Genomic DNA, 15,152 nt, shown 5'->3' with positions numbered 1-15,152 from the left:
CAAAATATCAAAATAAACAAATGGAATCATGTTTAGCAGTATAACGACGATCAGGGTACGATATGGAGAAACAGACCAGATGGGATATCTCTATTATGGCAATTATGGCCTGTATTATGAGGTAGGCAGGGCAGAAGCCATCCGGGAGCTGGGTTTTAGCTACCGGGAACTGGAAGAACAGGGCGTGATCATGCCGGTGGCGGAACTGAATGTAAAATACCTGCGCCCGGCCTATTACGATGACCTGATAACGGTCAAGACTATATTAAAAGAACTACCCAAAAGTTCCCGGATACAGTTTCATAGTGAATTGTATAATGAAAAAGGGGAACTGCTCAATGTAGGCGTTACCACGCTGGTGTTCATTGATGTGAAAACAAAACAGAAAGCCGGCCTGCCGGCAGCACTGAAAGAACGGCTGGAACCATTTTTTAAATAATTACGAATGGCGGATGATCAACTGATATCCGCCATTTGACATTTGATTAACTATGGGCAAAATAACCGCCAGCATCATCACCATCGGGGATGAACTGCTGATAGGACAAACGATCGATACCAATTCGGCCTGGATGGCGCAGGAACTCAATGCGTTGGGTATCTGGGTGCATCGGCGTGTAGCCATTGGCGATGTACGGGAAGATATCCTGTCCAACCTGGCCAGAGAAGCCGAACTATCAGATATTATATTGATTACCGGTGGATTGGGGCCTACGGCCGATGATATCACCAAGCCTACGCTCTGCGAATATTTCCAGACGCCATTGGTACAGGATGCGGCCACACTGCAGCGGGTACTGCATATTTTTGAAAGCCGCGGACTGCCGATATTGGAACGCAACGTGGCACAGGCTATGGTACCGGAATCCTGTACGGTAATTGCCAACGAAAGAGGTACCGCCCCGGGTATGTGGTTTGAAAAAGACGGGAAGATATATGTGTCTATGCCCGGTGTGCCGCATGAAATGAAAGGCATTATGGAAAGTTATGTGTTGCCACAACTGGCGGCACATTTTAATACGCCCGCCGTCATGCACCAAACGCTCATTACCTCCGGGCTGGGTGAATCCTTTGTGGCGGAGCGGTTGACGGCTTTTGAAGCAAAATTGCCCCCGCATATCAAACTGGCTTATCTGCCCAGCTACAGCCTGCTGAAGCTGCGGCTCACCGCTTTCGGGGAGGACAAGGTAACCACTGCGGCCGAACTGACGGTGCATTTTCATGAAATGATGGCCTTGTTGCCCGATATCACGGTCACCGACCAGGATATCAGCATAGGAGAGGTGCTGGGCAACCTGCTGAAAACAAAGGGTAAAACAGTGGGTACTGCTGAAAGCTGTACCGGCGGACAAATATCCACCTGGATCACGGCTATCCCCGGTAGCTCTGCCTATTATAAAGGCAGTGCCATTACTTATGCCAACGAAATGAAAATGAAGCTGTTGGGGGTAAAGGCGGAAACGTTGCAGGCACATGGTGCGGTCAGTGAGGAAACGGTGAAGGAAATGCTTGCCGGTGCGCTCCAATTGCTGGAAACAGACTACGCCATCGCGGTTTCCGGTATCATGGGGCCCGACGGCGGTACCCCCGAAAAACCCGTAGGAACCGTATGGGTGGCGGTAGGCAGCCAGGAAAAAACGACGACGGTAAAATACCAGCTGCGGTACGACCGGGAACGAAATACACAGATGACCGCTGTTTACGCCATGAATGAGCTGCGCAAGCTCATTTTGGAATAAGCCCGGGAACGGCAGATTGAATTGATACAATTCCCTTATTTTTGTCCACATTAAAGCTAAAAACAATCTTATGGCCATTGTAGAATTGGTAATGCCAAAAATGGGAGAAAGCATCATGGAAGCCACCATTTTGCGTTGGCATAAAAAGGCGGGCGATCACGTAAAAGTGGATGAAACCGTATTGGAAATTGCTACGGACAAAGTGGACAGCGAAGTTCCTTCCATCGCAGAAGGGGTTATCGCTGAGGTACTCTTCAAGGAAGATGATGTGGTACCGGTAGGCACTGTGATTGCACGTATCAATACCAATGCCGATGCAGCGGCCAATCCTGCACCTGTACCTGCCACACCGGTGGTGGCTGCCGAACCAAGGTTCACCGCTGCTACTGTACCTTCCGCTGCGCCTGCTGCAGCTCCCGCCGCAGCCCCTGCTGCCGGCGGCGCCAGATTCTATTCCCCGCTCGTGCTCACCATCGCGCAACAGGAAGGCGTCAGCTTTGCCGACCTGGAAAGAATTCCGGGTTCCGGTAGCGACGGCCGTGTCACTAAAAAGGATATCCTGCAATATGTAGCGGATCGCAGGGAAGGAAAAGTAATTCCTGATGTAACGCCTGTAGCAGAACCAGTGGCTGCACCGGCAGTACGCAGCACGCCTGCTGTTACCACTACCGTTGCTTCCCCTACCTATAACGGCAACGTGGAAATTGTGGAAATGGACCGTATGCGTAAACTGATCGCCAATCACATGGTGATGAGCAAACAAACCAGCCCGCACGTAACCAGCTTCATGGAAGCCGATGTAACCAATATGGTGAAATGGCGCGATCGCGTAAAAGGAGAGTTCGAAAAAAGAGAAGGCGAAAAACTGACTTTCACCCCGCTGTTCGTGGAAGCCATCGTGAAATGTATCAAACGTTTCCCGCTGATCAACTGCTCGCTGGATGGTGATAAAATCATTATCAAAAAAGATATCAATATCGGCATGGCTACCGCGCTGCCTTCCGGCAACCTGATCGTACCCGTGATTAAAAACGCGGATATGCTCAACCTGGTAGGCCTCAGCAAACAGGTTAACGGCCTGGCCAATGCTGCCCGTCAGAATAAACTGAAACCGGAAGATACACAGTCAGGTACATTCACCCTCACCAACGTAGGCACATTCGGCAGCCTGATGGGAACCCCCATCATCAACCAGCCGCAGGTAGCCATCCTCGCTGTAGGCGCCATCAAAAAACGCCCGGTGGTAGTGGAAACGGAACAAGGCGACTCTATCGCTATCCGCCATATGATGTACCTCTCCATGTCTTACGATCACCGTATCGTAGACGGCTCCCTCGGCGCTACTTTCCTCACCGCAGTAGCCCAGGAACTGGAAAACTTCGATCCGAAAAGAAGCATCTGAGATATTTTGAGATTTTTTGATTTACGGATTTTGGAATTTCGGGAATCATTATAGCGAATATAAAAAGCCCCTAAGCAACCAATTGCTTAGGGGCTTTTTATATTCGCTATGATCATCGGTTTTATCATCCCCGAAATCAAAAAATCCGTAAATCAAAAAATCCCAAAATAAAAAGAGGCGCCGGTTAAAGCGCCTCTTTAAATTCTTTTTGCCCGAATAAGGGTTTAGTAACGACGGTCGCGGGAGCCATATCCTCCTCCGCCACCACGATTACCACCACCTTTGAAATTATTATTCGGCTGTTTAGGTCTTGCTTCGTTTACCATTAATTGTTTGCCTTCTACTTCGCTGCCGTTTAAACTATCCATAGCCTTAGCTCCTTCTTCCTGATTAGGCATTTCCACAAAACCAAAACCGCGTGAACGACCTGTTTCGTGGTCTTTGATAACCTTAGCGGAGGTAACCTCTCCATAATCGCTGAAGATCTGGTGCAGGTCCTCATCGGTCAACCTGTAGTGCAGGTTGGCTACGTAAATGTTCATGATAACTGAAATTAAAAAAATGAAAAATAATATACTGAAGTTAGGAAATAAACATCAATAAACTAATGAAGGTTGAAAAATATTTCTCAAGGGTGTGGTCCTGGTAATCCCCAATTGCCTGGAAACCCTTTACAGTCAATATTGTACATGATTTTATGCATGTTGAAATAGTTGCTGTTTAGTTCCCTTAAAATGATAGTTATTGTTTTTATTTTTTATATGAATGGGACGGTAAATACCCTTTACCGTCCCATGTTACACCGGTTTACCGGCTAAAAAAGTAGCATTATTCTGTTTTGATCAGCGGCAAATTGCTTTGATGCACCCCATCAGATACCTGCAGATAATAGACATCTTTAGGAAGATGCTGGATGCTGATCGTCGCTGTTTTGACCCCTGACGGATACTGATATTGTCCCTTCCGGTTACCCATTTTGTCGAGGATCAGGATCTGCCGGATGCTTTCAACCGGTTGCTGCGTTTTACTGTCCATTTTCGCGGTGGCCGGTACTTTTTTCTGATCTTTGGCAGCCGGTGGTACCGGGAGTAGATTCACCGTCACGGCACTGGTAGCAGGATTAGGGTACAATACCACATTATTGACGTTTCTGGCTAGGGCTGGTCCATAAGCGCAGGGGATGTTTGCACCCATCTTGGCGGACATGCCACAGGTCGTCTTTGCCTGTACCATCAGTATTTTTTCTCCATTATAGGAACCACAGATGGAATTTGGACCAGTGGTTACATCATACAAAAAGTCATCGATATACCAGTAATAGGCGCTTGCACCGGCCAGCGGTGTCACAGCCACATCAAAGTAATCGCCCGGGCCTCCGCAATGGCTCCAGGTAAAATCAGGAGTCCATTGAACATTGTAGGCTACATAAGAGAAAAGGAAATCGTTGCTGGCGGTGGAATAAGAGCCAAAGTTTGCCTTTACATACAGCCGGCTATAATAACTGTCCATTATACTCGGGAAAGTCAGGCTGACGGTCGTCGCTGTAGTAGTCAGCGTCAGCTGGTTATTGGTTGTAAAAACAACATTGGCGCCTGCTGCGCCGCCTTCTATAGTATAGGTATAACTGGTGGCCTGTGGTACAGGGGTAATGCTGAAATTCGCAGTAGCATCTCCGCAGATATTTGCGGGGTTGGATGCAGAGAAAGTAGGTTTCATGGCGGACAGTGTTTTCAGCAAAGCCTGGTACGCATTAATCCGGCCATAGCCTGTTTCAAAGCTAGCGCCGGTACTGCCATAATTATAACCTCCCACTTTATCGGCGGAGCCGGTGATGTTATTGTACACCTGTAACTGTGTCAGGTTAGGATTCACAGACAAAATGAGCGCTGCCAGTGCTGCCACCTGCGGACAAGCGGCAGAGGTGCCGCCAAAGCGGCCGGTATACGCATTGAAGTTGGTACCGGCGGAAGGCAACTGCTCTCCGATAGCCGGTGGTACAATGTCATAATCAGACCAGGGATTGTAACCGGTATTACCCGGAACATCTATGCTCCATATTTCCAGCGTTTCGCCGGATATCTGAGTGGGATAAGCACGGTGCGAGGGTGCCACTACCTCAATCATGCTGCCACGGCCCTGAAGCGGTTGAGAGAACGGACTATACTCCGCCTGCCTGTCAAACCGGTCGGAAGCGCCTACAGTCAATACGCCATCAATGTTTACATTGGATGGAAAACCAACATAACCATGGTTACCAGCGCTGTTTTGTGCATTATTGCCGGCTGAAAATGCCACTACGCAGCCTTTGCCGCCACGACCCTGAGTGGTTGCGTTCTGAATGGCGGTAACAATGGCGGGAACGAGGTTGTTATCTGCAGAACTGAATCCCCAGCTGTTGGAGATCACGTCGGCGCCATGTTGATAGGCAAACGTGAGCGCATCTGCTATCAGGTTGGCCGCCACGCCGTCCCCATTGCTACGGAAAATACGGATTGGCATAATCCTGCACAGCGGTGCTAACCCGGTGATACCCTCATTGTTGTCCTGGGTGGCGGCAATCAAACCCGCACAGGCATTCCCGTGATTCATGTTACCGGTAGCAGACGGATCATTGGGGTCACCATCACCAAAATTACTGCCTGGAAGCCTTACCTGCCGGGAATTAGGCAGGTCCGGATGATTGGGGGTGACTCCTTCATCTATCACGGCTACCACGATGGAACTATTACCCTTCGTGATATCCCATGCCTCCGGGGCTTTAATATCGGCGCCTGCCGTACCGGTATGCCCGTCATTGAGAAGCTGCCCGGTATTACGGAAATTCCACTGGGAAGAAAAATAGGGGTCATTCGGAATATAGGCATTCACCTGTGGCTTCATGATGAAGTTGGGATGCGAGAAATTAACCATGCCCGTTTCCTGGTACTGGTTGGCAATGTCCATGGCATTGGCGTTTGCCGGTGCTTGCAGCAGGTAATAAAAGGAGGCCTTTTTAAGGATAGTAACTCCATAGGCCTTATTCAAACTGTCAATGTAAACGGAAGATATGCCCTCCCGGAACTGCACCATAAACTCATCGGTCAGCCCCAGTTCTTCCACATCATCCGCCAGATATATAGGATGGGTGGTGATCACATCCGGCTGCTGTCGCAGTGTTTCCATTAATCCTGCTGCATTGCTTTTGGAAGGCAGGTCCATGACCACGGTACGGGCATCTACCCAGTCTTCCCGGGAACCGGCCGCCAGCTGCTGTATGCGGGCGGAAGCAGTTTGCCTGGCGACCTTATCCCGGTAACGCACCAACACCTTGTCAGGATGGATTTTTAGCATCTTTTTCGTAGAAAAGGTATAGTAGAATATGGGGTGGGATACCTGCTTAAACGACAGGATACCCAGGATCACAAAGACGGCCAACAGGCCAATGGCTAGAATTTTTTTCATGTGAAAGGTTTTGTTTGAGGAAAATAATTGCATGAAGGATCAGGCATAACAAACCTGTAACCGCCATCCGGCAGTTCACAACTACAGGCAAGGGAATGCCGCTTGTATGGAACATCTGTTACATCAGCGTGAAATAAATTGTCTCTTTGTTTTTAGGTGTTATCGGATACGCGTTGGCTAATAATCAGACCGCATTCACAGGTTAATCCAAGAGGTTTTCAATAGATCACATAGGTGTAGAAGGTCACAATACGGACTAATTATTTCGGCCATAAAAGTTAGCAAAACTTTTTGAGATATGAAAGCAGAATTTCATACCTGGAAAGAATAATTTAAACATAAAAAACAAGGGAAGTGACCTTTCTTTTGTCCCTAAATTTTCGTAAATTAAGATAGGACCATTAAATTCATCTTTATGGGAACGCTTAGCGAAACCTGGTTTGCCGACGGCTATATTGACTTCGAATTGAAGAAATACACCTTGTTATCCTACCTGCAGGACATTCACCGTGCCTTTAATCAGAACAAGCTGTACCCCCAACTGGCGGATATCGTCTTTCATTTCAACAACCTTCGCGCTTTCAGAGAAAATAAACAACTGATGGAACAACAGTTCCCGAAACGGCTGACCGGTATCGACCTGGAAAAACTAATGCTGTTATATGAAAAAGTAAGTGAGGACGACGAAATGATGCAGGAACTGGAGGATATCATTGCATACGGACTGGCAGCGATGAACGACACTATCCGCGACGGTACGGAGATCTACGAGTTTGTACAGGATAAACTGCACATTTCACCAGTGGGACTGGTACCCCTGGAAAATACCGCCGGTTACCTGCTGTTGTGTGATGGCCGTTACAGTGATACGCTGGTATACAGCTACCACCTCACCATTTTTGAACGGCACGATGAACAATACCGTGGTATCCGTACGCAATACCTGGAAGCTTATACCAAGGACCTGGTACATACCTGTGAACATATTAAGACCATTCTCATCCGGAAAAACAATCAACTGCCCAACCCGGCAGTATATTGTGTGGAAACACCGTTGGTGCTCCCGGTCAATGAAACCCTGTTACCGGTGGCCAAACGCAGTTTGGTTCGGTATATTGCCTTAAATGCCGCTTGATCAGTTCAGTGCCGGTTTGGCGGTGGAAACGCCATCAAACTGTATCTCAAGGGTATGGTCTTTCAGGAAAGGGGCATAGTACTGCTCCATCACTTTCCGGATTTTGTCTTTGGATTGTTGAATATAGATCTGGTTGGTTTCCAGCTGGCTGCGGGAAGTCTGGTATAACTGCTTTTGTGCGGCGGTATAGGTCTCATCGTCCTGGGATAACAGCCAGCCCTTGCGGTTGGAGGTTTCCATCCGATCTACCTTCAGCTCATAACTGAGCAGTTTAGGCGCCGGCAAACGAACAATGATCTTTTTATCGCTCACTTCCACTTTAAATTGTTGTCCGTCTAAATTAACCCCATATTTGGCCTGATAGGGGATAGATACCCAGACGGTATTTTCCATGAATGCTTTTTTCAGGTTATCGCTCCAGCTTCCATCGCCTTCAATGTTGCTCCTTTTGATGTTGGACACGCCCTGTACATCCAGGCTGGCCAGTTCGGCAATCTCTTTTACAATAAGGCTGTTGGAAATCACTTGTTCACTAACCTGGGTGGTACCGGAACGTTTGCCCAACCAGAAAAGCAGGATGGCGAGCAGTACAATGGGTACAATATAGAGGATCTTTTTCATGCGGACTGTTTGAGCAAAGCCGGTAATATATCACCCGCTCCGGCTGTAAAATACTAAAAAGCCGGGAGTATAGGCGTTAACGTTAGATTACCGGGTAAGGCTGTCAATCAGGGCTGCGTGTTGTGGATAGGCTGCCTGTAAGGTGGTTTTGTCTGCCAGCTCAAAATCTGCGAAGTCGAAGCCGGGAGCAACGGTACAGCCGGTCAGGGCGTAGCCGCCGGGCACTTCCACCCGGGAGGCAAACCAGTTGCCGGCATAAATGATCACCTGCAGGCTTTCACCGTTCTGTATATCGCGGCCCAGTTTATGTACATGCAGCCGGCCGCCTGGCTCAATTTCATAAATGGTCAGCGTCTGACCATCATAAAAATGCCAGATCTCATCTGCGGCAATACGGTGAAAAGCGGAAAACTGTCCTTCTTCCAGCAGAAAATAGATGCAGGTAGAAGCATTCCTGTTACCGCCCATGCCGGCAGGCAGGGTGCTCATGTCCAGCATCCATTCGGAACGGTAGGTTTCCAGGAAGGCGCCGCCTTCCACATGTGGGTGCAGTTTTAATTGATCGCGCCAATGGGCAGCCGAATATTGCATATGGGGTAGTATAATTGATTGAATCGTTTATTTCGTATATACATTCGGGTGATGAAGCTGCATAAATTTCTCCGGATTCGGTAACTCCGTGAAACCAAACTGGCGGTACAACCCGTGCGCATCGGTGGTAGCCAGCATCCATCTCCGCAGCGTTTGCAATTCAGGATGTTCCAGTATGGCCCGCATCAGCAGCTTGGAAAGTCCCTTGCCCCGGTAATCGGGTATCACAAACACATCTGCCAGGTAAGCAAAAGATGCCATGTCGGTAATCAATCGGGCAAAACCAATTTGCCGGTCCCGATGATACAACCCAAAACATAAAGATCCTGCCAGCGTCTTTTCCACAACACTGACAGGAATATTTTGTGCCCAATAAGATTCGTTGGCCAGAAAACCGTGTATAACGTTAATATCGAGCCTCGATTTATCGGTTGAAATAGTATAGTCTCCGTCTTTAACAATATAAATCGCAGTTGTCATGGTTAGTAACGTTAGTTACTAAATGTAGCCTTTTTTTTCTAACTGGCCACTGCTACCTGTTGCATCGTTGCAGCGGGCATGTGGGCAATAGTGGCGGGCATATTGTACCAGGAAGGCATCTCTCCGTTGAACAACAAATGGTCCTGTATAAACATAGCCTGGTTGTAGTAGGCGGTAGACTGTACGGTGGTATTGGTTTGTTGCAAGGCCAGCAGGGCGTTCCGGAAGCGCACCATGCGCACGAACAGCTGCGGCGGCATGCCTATCACCTGATTAAACAAGCGCTCCAGTGTGCGCCTGGACAGCTGAAAAGTTTGCGCCAGTTCTTCCATTCTAATGTTTCCATGTCTGGCCAGCAGGTAATCTACCATTTCATCGGCCTGTTTCAGGCAGGGTGCGTTGGCCTGCAATACCTGATGATAGGTACCGTTCAGTACTGTGGTAATGGCAGCCGGTTCCTGCAACTGGCGGAGACTGGCTCCCAGCTGTGCCCATACCGGGTTTTCATGCAGGTCCAGGTTACGGTAGTAGTTGGTGAAAGAGGCACTGTCCATACCCAGCAACCGGTAACAGCCATAGGCGTTCAATTGCACCACCACCATCTTCACAGGCCCTTTTACCTGCAGGTGGCAGGCGCAGGTAAAGTGACCGGTGACGGCATGCTGCGGTAACGTAAAAGCTGCATGGGCCGCCGGTTGTATCGTGGCTTCTCCTTCAGCCATAAATACCATGTACTGGTCGCCCAGCGTAAACAAATGCGGTGGCAGCTGTATCGGGCCACAGGAAGCATCTTCCCAGTAATAAAAAGCTTTGACAAAAGGACGCAGTGCATCTCCGGGTTGGCAGATATGGAAGTTCATAGGTAATAAAATAGGTGTTATTGGATATCGCTATCGCTGCAAATCACACCATACGCTAAAGTGGCGATTATTCATTGTAAATATATGTTTTAAATCCAATATTTAAAAATGTTAATTGAATTTGATATATCTGCCTGATTCACAATAACCCCTGCAAAAAAGCCTGCATTGATACGATCAATGCAGGCTTTTTATGATGGAAATACGGGATCTATTTTACATCAAAACCCCAGTTAATACCTTTTTCGGTAGCAGGAACACCGGATTCCAGCCACTGTGGCGCCGGAGCGCCTTTCAGGAAGTGGTCGAAGAACTGTTGTTCCCGACGCTGGATGTCTTTACGGTTCTGGCGTTGGACCAGGTTATGGGCTTCGTTGTTATAGTTCAGCAACCACACTGGTTTGCCTAAACGACGCAGACCGGTGAACATTTCGATGCCCTGGTACCAGGGAACTGCTCCATCTGCATCATTAGCCATAATAGCCACCGGCGTATTTACCTTAGGCAGGTTAAACAGCGGCGAGTTCTGGATATACAGCTCCGGTTTATCCCACAGGGTAGCACCGATACGGCTTTGAGAGTGTTCATACTGGAACTGGCGGTTCATACCGCTTTCCCAGCGGATACCGCCATAGGCGCTGGTCATATTGGCCACCGGCGCACCCGCCCAGGCAGCTTTGAAAAGATTGGTTTGTGTAATCAGGAAAGCAACCTGGTAACCACCCCAGCTTTGCCCCTGGATACCCATGTTTTTACCATCTACCCAGGGTTGTTTGGCCAGATCTTCGGCTGCACTCACGATGTAGTCGTAGGCGCTCTTGCCCGGATAGCCGTTTTCATAGGTAATATCCGGTGCAAATACCAGGTAACCCCGGCTCACAAAGAAAGAGATGTTCAGCCTGGAAGGCGTAGGCGCAGGCGCCTGGTAGCTGTACAAGCCGTCGGTCAGCTTCTCGTAGAAGTAGAAAATAACCGGGTACTTTTTGTTGGGATCAAAATCCTCAGGTTTATAAAGAATACCTTCTGACGGTTTACCGGTGAAGGTAGTCCATTTATAGAGGGAGGCTGTACCCCAGTTGTATGCCTGTTGCTGTGGATTGGTGTTGCTGATTTTCACCGCTTTATTCAATTCGCCGGTATACACATTGGGCGATTCGGTATAACTGGCCCGGGTATACGCAAAAGCATTGGCGTCTTTGGCTTTTACAAGATCGAGATAACTGTTAGGTGCCAGCACCAGCTCCTGTGGACGGCGCAGCTTCTCATTTTTATCACGCAGTTTCAGGGAATAGTACCCGTTGTATTTGCTGCTGTCCTGGAAAGCGCTGAGTACCAGTACATCGCCGGGATTGTAGAAACGTTGTTCTTCATCCAGTTTCAGTACCCGGAAACGGGTTTTTCCGGAGCGTCCTTTGCCAAAAGTGATCATGGAAGGCGCTGTTTTACCGGTAGGATCTACTTCCCAGATATCGTAGCGGTCATAAAGATATACGAAGCGATCGTTGTTGAGCCAGCCGGCTATGCCATAAGGTTCGGGTACGTCCGGATGATCGTCTTCTTCATCAAACAGTTTGGTGGGAATATTTTTGCTGATGTTTACTACAGCACCGGTAGCATTATGATAGGAGAAGTACTGTTTGTCTGCCAGGTCATACCACACGATATACTGGCCATCAGGGGAGATGGAATAGAACCCATCCAGTTTTTCTTTGATTTTTTTCCGGGAACCATCTTCCATGTTGATCAGATAGCCTGTTTTGAGGGTGCGGCCAATCCATTGCAGCTGGATTCTTTCTCCTTTATCAGAATAACCCAGGGCATAGCGGCCGTTACCTTCTGCCGGTACTACCACGTTTTCCAGGTCCTGGTCGCCCAGCTGGAGGATACGTTTGGTACCAGGATAATAAACGGCGGCATAGCTTCTTTTCAGTTCTTTATCAGCGTTTTTGAGCTGCATGGGTTGCAGGTAATCATCTTTGTAATTCCAGATATCCACTTTCGCTACCTCAAAATCCACGATGCTGGTGTCTTTCACCGGCAGGATGGGGGCGGTGCCAAAGAAGAGGCGCTGACCATCCTTGCTGAACCAGATGAGGCTATTGCCGCTGATGGTCCAGCGGGAGGGAATACCGCTGCTGTTTTTATCGGCAGCAGTGATGGCGCTGTCCTGTCCTGGTTTATAATAAAACAGCTGGTAGAACTGTTGCAGTGATTTGGCGCTGTCGCGGGTACCGAAGTAGGCGGCCTGTTCTCCTTTTTCATCGAAGGCGAACTGTTTATAATCGCCGTAGCCGCGGCTCAGCGTATCAGCTTTGCGGGTGGCGGTATGCCACAGCAGTACGCCGGTACGGGAGAGGGAGTCTTTTTTATCGGACGTAATTTCTACCAGCAGGTTGTTACCGGGTTTGCTGAAAGTGTATTCCGCCACGTTTTTAACGGAATCCTGGCTGCCGTCTTTCAGTTGACGGATAACGAGGGTACCGTTTTCACTTTTATCGTTGCTGCTTTTATCGTCGTCGGCACGGTCGGTATCGGCTTTTTTAGCCTCCGTTTTGCCTTTGGTTTTAGCGGTATCGGCGGCGGGTTTTTCGGCGAGATAAGCCAGCCATCCGCTGCCTTTGGCGGGTGTTTTAAAGGATTTGATGCCCGGGAATTTCTGCAGGTCGCCGGAGGCGAGTGTTACAATGCCCATGGAATCTTTCGGCATTTCGGCCGGTTTTTTCTTTTTGATACGGGCTTCGCGGGTGTCTTTAAACAGCGGTTTAATGCTGAATACCACGTAACGGGAATCGTTGGTGATCACCGGGCTGCTGCCACGGGAAAAGGTATGGGACTGGCCTGTTTTACGGTCATAGATCACCAGGGAACCATCGCCTTCCTGCGGAGTGATGGTATATACCACCCATTGTCCATCGTTGCTGATCAGTTTAGTGCCGATACTCTGCCAGCTGTCATATACGGTATGGTCCAGCGGCTTTTTGGCAGGTTGTTGGGCATAAGCAAAAGAGGCCCCCAGCAGGGAAAGGGCCAATAACATATTTCTCATACCCGCAAAGTATACATTTTTCGGGCAAAAGTGTAAAGACTTTTACCAGCGGCGGGGCTACGGTATAAAACCGGAAAGCCCCCTGACCAATAGTTGGGCAGGGGGCTTCCGGTTTTTGTTGTTTCGATTTTATCTCATATGCAGATCACACGATGGAAATTATTGCCAGCCTGGGTTCTGTGTCAGCTTTCCGGGAGGATAGAGGGAAATCTGTCCGCTTGGGATAGGCTGGAGATAGTTTTTCTCAGCAAACACACGGGAAGCGCCAGTGGTATACACCTGAAGATAGCCATTGGCATCCCTGGGAACTACTTTAGCAGGATCGGTGGATGCCGGTACTTTAGCGCCTTTGGTGATGTCCGGGTTGGTGGTAGTGGTCAGTTTATCGCCTTGCATCCAGCGGAGCAGGTCATAATAACGGAAACCATCCAGCATGAGTTCTACTCTTCTTTCTCTTCTGATTTCCCAGATAAGTGAGGAAACACCATGATTATTGGCCGGGTCAGTGAAAGCTACACCATTTGTAGCCACATGTTGCTCATCAATGAATTGCAAGTCAGGAATACCGGCCCTTTTACGCAGTTTGTTGATTGATTTGTCAAGATCCGTCTGACTGAAAGCATATTTACCCAAATTATTCAGTTCTGCAGCAGCTTCAGCGTAGTTCAGCAGTACTTCTGCCAGCCAGAACAGGGGGGCGTCGGTGTCGTTATTGGGCGCTACGATATTCGCTACCGCCGGGTTCAGGAATTTAGTCGGGCGATAACCGGTGGAACTTTGTCTGCCATCTTTCAGATTGTAGACATAACACAAAACGGTATCAACAGACTGCAGCAGACGTTGGTCTCTGTTAGCCCTGGTATGCTGAATATCTGCATCGCCCTGGTACAACGGAGATAGTTTTATTGGCAACCCATCTGAACAAACGAAAGACTCGATGGCATTTTTGGTGAAGCCGGACATGGTAGTACTGCTGGTCAGATAACCGATCAGGGAGTGGGTCAGATAGCTGGGAACGTATTTTTTGCACAACATTACTTCCTTGTTGTTACTCAGGTCCAGGGAGTTGTAAGTAGTAGTATATACGTCATTCAGTTTAAAAGGACCGTCGTTGATCAGCTTTTCCGCTGCATCCTTCGCTGCCAGGAGGAACTTATCAGCTCCCGGTAGCGCGTCTTTGGTATGGTATTTACGCCAGGTACCTTCGAACAGGCATACACGTGATTTAAGTGCCAGGGCTACGTACTGATTGATGGTATTATCCTGGTCTTTTACCCGCAAATTAGTGATGGCATAATCCAGGTCATTTAATACGCTGTCCATTACCTGTGTGCGGGGATCGCGGCCTTTGTAGATATAACCGCTATCGCTGATATCCATGGAATGGCCCATCCAGGGAACATCCCCAAATTCCTTTACCATATTGAAATAGCTCAACGCTCGGAAGAAGCGGGCTACCCCTCTCCAGTGATTTTTGGAGGCGTCATCCATTTGTACCCGGTCTACCCGTTCCAGCAGGATATTCGCCTTACGGACATACGAAAAGTCCCATTTTGAATTGCCGGTGGGAATATTGAGCGTCAGTTGCTGGATACTTGGCGCCGCCTGGTCATCTGACAGGGAGGTGAAATAGAAGTCACCGAAGGAGCCTTTGTTGCCATAACCCAGGAACATTTCATAGAAAGGCCAGGAATACACACGGACATTGTCCTCTGTTCTCCAGAAGTTACTATCGTCAAAGGTGTCCGGCAGACCTTTGTCAACATATTTTTTACAACCCACGGTTGCGATGATCATTAATAATATAACGGGTATATATATACGCTTTGTCATGTGC

At 48.6% G+C, this 15,152-nt stretch carries 12 protein-coding genes; 4 read left to right on the top strand and 8 right to left on the bottom strand.

Annotation, left to right across the window (positions count from 1 at the left end; genetic code table 11):
• Positions 1 to 28 precede the first annotated feature (28 nt).
• The 3 genes from ICL07_RS06940 (at position 29) to ICL07_RS32600 (ending at position 3,141) form a co-directional block, all read left to right on the top strand.
• Positions 29 to 439 (top strand): acyl-CoA thioesterase, encoded by a 411-nt coding sequence (locus ICL07_RS06940; RefSeq protein WP_188087193.1) that lies wholly within the window; start codon positions 29 to 31, stop codon positions 437 to 439.
• Between the two features lie 52 nt (positions 440 to 491).
• Complete coding sequence (locus tag ICL07_RS06935) at positions 492 to 1,739, top strand: CinA family nicotinamide mononucleotide deamidase-related protein (RefSeq protein WP_188087192.1); 1,248 nt, start codon at positions 492 to 494, stop codon at positions 1,737 to 1,739.
• Positions 1,740 to 1,809: 70 nt separating this feature from the next.
• Positions 1,810 to 3,141: a dihydrolipoamide acetyltransferase family protein gene (locus ICL07_RS32600; RefSeq protein ID WP_188087191.1), complete on the top strand. Its 1,332-nt coding sequence runs from the start codon at positions 1,810 to 1,812 to the stop codon at positions 3,139 to 3,141.
• 224 nt (positions 3,142 to 3,365) lie between these two features.
• Here the strand turns inward: ICL07_RS32600 and ICL07_RS06925 are convergent, their stop codons facing one another.
• The gene (locus tag ICL07_RS06925; RefSeq protein WP_188087190.1) at positions 3,366 to 3,683 is read right to left on the bottom strand and encodes an RNA recognition motif domain-containing protein; all 318 of its coding nucleotides are present in this window, start codon (positions 3,681 to 3,683) and stop codon (positions 3,366 to 3,368) included.
• A gap of 286 nt (positions 3,684 to 3,969) precedes the next feature.
• On the bottom strand, positions 3,970 to 6,582 hold the full coding sequence (locus ICL07_RS06920) for a S8 family serine peptidase (RefSeq protein ID WP_188087189.1): 2,613 nt from the start codon (positions 6,580 to 6,582) through the stop codon (positions 3,970 to 3,972).
• Positions 6,583 to 6,997: 415 nt separating this feature from the next.
• Here ICL07_RS06920 and ICL07_RS06915 point away from each other — a divergent pair, with 415 nt between their 5' ends.
• Complete coding sequence (locus ICL07_RS06915) at positions 6,998 to 7,717, top strand: hypothetical protein (protein ID WP_188087188.1); 720 nt, start codon at positions 6,998 to 7,000, stop codon at positions 7,715 to 7,717.
• Here ICL07_RS06915 and ICL07_RS06910 read toward each other — a convergent pair whose 3' ends face one another.
• From ICL07_RS06910 to ICL07_RS06885, 6 genes are all read right to left on the bottom strand, one after another.
• Entirely contained in the window at positions 7,718 to 8,338 is a 621-nt protein-coding gene (locus ICL07_RS06910; protein WP_188087187.1) for a DUF4230 domain-containing protein, read from the bottom strand.
• Positions 8,339 to 8,425: 87 nt separating this feature from the next.
• Positions 8,426 to 8,929, bottom strand: coding sequence for a cupin domain-containing protein (locus tag ICL07_RS06905; RefSeq protein WP_188087186.1), 504 nt, complete (start codon positions 8,927 to 8,929; stop codon positions 8,426 to 8,428).
• Between the two features lie 27 nt (positions 8,930 to 8,956).
• Positions 8,957 to 9,409 (bottom strand): GNAT family N-acetyltransferase, encoded by a 453-nt coding sequence (locus ICL07_RS06900; protein WP_188087185.1) that lies wholly within the window; start codon positions 9,407 to 9,409, stop codon positions 8,957 to 8,959.
• 38 nt (positions 9,410 to 9,447) lie between these two features.
• On the bottom strand, positions 9,448 to 10,269 hold the full coding sequence (locus ICL07_RS06895; protein WP_188087184.1) for a helix-turn-helix domain-containing protein: 822 nt from the start codon (positions 10,267 to 10,269) through the stop codon (positions 9,448 to 9,450).
• Positions 10,270 to 10,480: 211 nt separating this feature from the next.
• Positions 10,481 to 13,315, bottom strand: a complete 2,835-nt coding sequence (locus ICL07_RS06890; protein ID WP_188087183.1) for a S9 family peptidase — start codon at positions 13,313 to 13,315, stop codon at positions 10,481 to 10,483.
• A gap of 159 nt (positions 13,316 to 13,474) precedes the next feature.
• Entirely contained in the window at positions 13,475 to 15,148 is a 1,674-nt protein-coding gene (locus ICL07_RS06885; protein WP_188087182.1) for a RagB/SusD family nutrient uptake outer membrane protein, read from the bottom strand.
• Positions 15,149 to 15,152 lie beyond the last annotated feature (4 nt).

It is taken from the genome of Chitinophaga qingshengii, from assembly GCF_014529935.1.
GTDB classification, from domain to species: Bacteria; Bacteroidota; Bacteroidia; order Chitinophagales; family Chitinophagaceae; genus Chitinophaga; species Chitinophaga qingshengii.
The sequence above is the reverse complement of the archived record's forward strand: the minus strand, read 5'-3'. Positions and strand labels throughout refer to the sequence as shown.

Bases quoted from the DNA above. Each gene is read 5' to 3' on its own strand.
- ICL07_RS06890 (WP_188087183.1), bottom strand. From the start codon at position 13,315: ATGAGAAATATGTTATTGGCCCTTTCCCTGCTGGGGGCCTCTTTTGCT.
- ICL07_RS06905 (WP_188087186.1), bottom strand. From the start codon at position 8,929: ATGCAATATTCGGCTGCCCATTGGCGCGATCAATTAAAACTGCACCCA.
- ICL07_RS32600 (WP_188087191.1), top strand. From the start codon at position 1,810: ATGGCCATTGTAGAATTGGTAATGCCAAAAATGGGAGAAAGCATCATG.
- ICL07_RS06935 (WP_188087192.1), top strand. From the start codon at position 492: ATGGGCAAAATAACCGCCAGCATCATCACCATCGGGGATGAACTGCTG.
- ICL07_RS06895 (WP_188087184.1), bottom strand. From the start codon at position 10,269: ATGAACTTCCATATCTGCCAACCCGGAGATGCACTGCGTCCTTTTGTC.
- ICL07_RS06940 (WP_188087193.1), top strand. From the start codon at position 29: ATGTTTAGCAGTATAACGACGATCAGGGTACGATATGGAGAAACAGAC.
- ICL07_RS06915 (WP_188087188.1), top strand. From the start codon at position 6,998: ATGGGAACGCTTAGCGAAACCTGGTTTGCCGACGGCTATATTGACTTC.
- ICL07_RS06925 (WP_188087190.1), bottom strand. From the start codon at position 3,683: ATGAACATTTACGTAGCCAACCTGCACTACAGGTTGACCGATGAGGAC.
- ICL07_RS06900 (WP_188087185.1), bottom strand. From the start codon at position 9,409: ATGACAACTGCGATTTATATTGTTAAAGACGGAGACTATACTATTTCA.
- ICL07_RS06885 (WP_188087182.1), bottom strand. From the start codon at position 15,148: ATGACAAAGCGTATATATATACCCGTTATATTATTAATGATCATCGCA.
- ICL07_RS06920 (WP_188087189.1), bottom strand. From the start codon at position 6,582: ATGAAAAAAATTCTAGCCATTGGCCTGTTGGCCGTCTTTGTGATCCTG.
- ICL07_RS06910 (WP_188087187.1), bottom strand. From the start codon at position 8,338: ATGAAAAAGATCCTCTATATTGTACCCATTGTACTGCTCGCCATCCTG.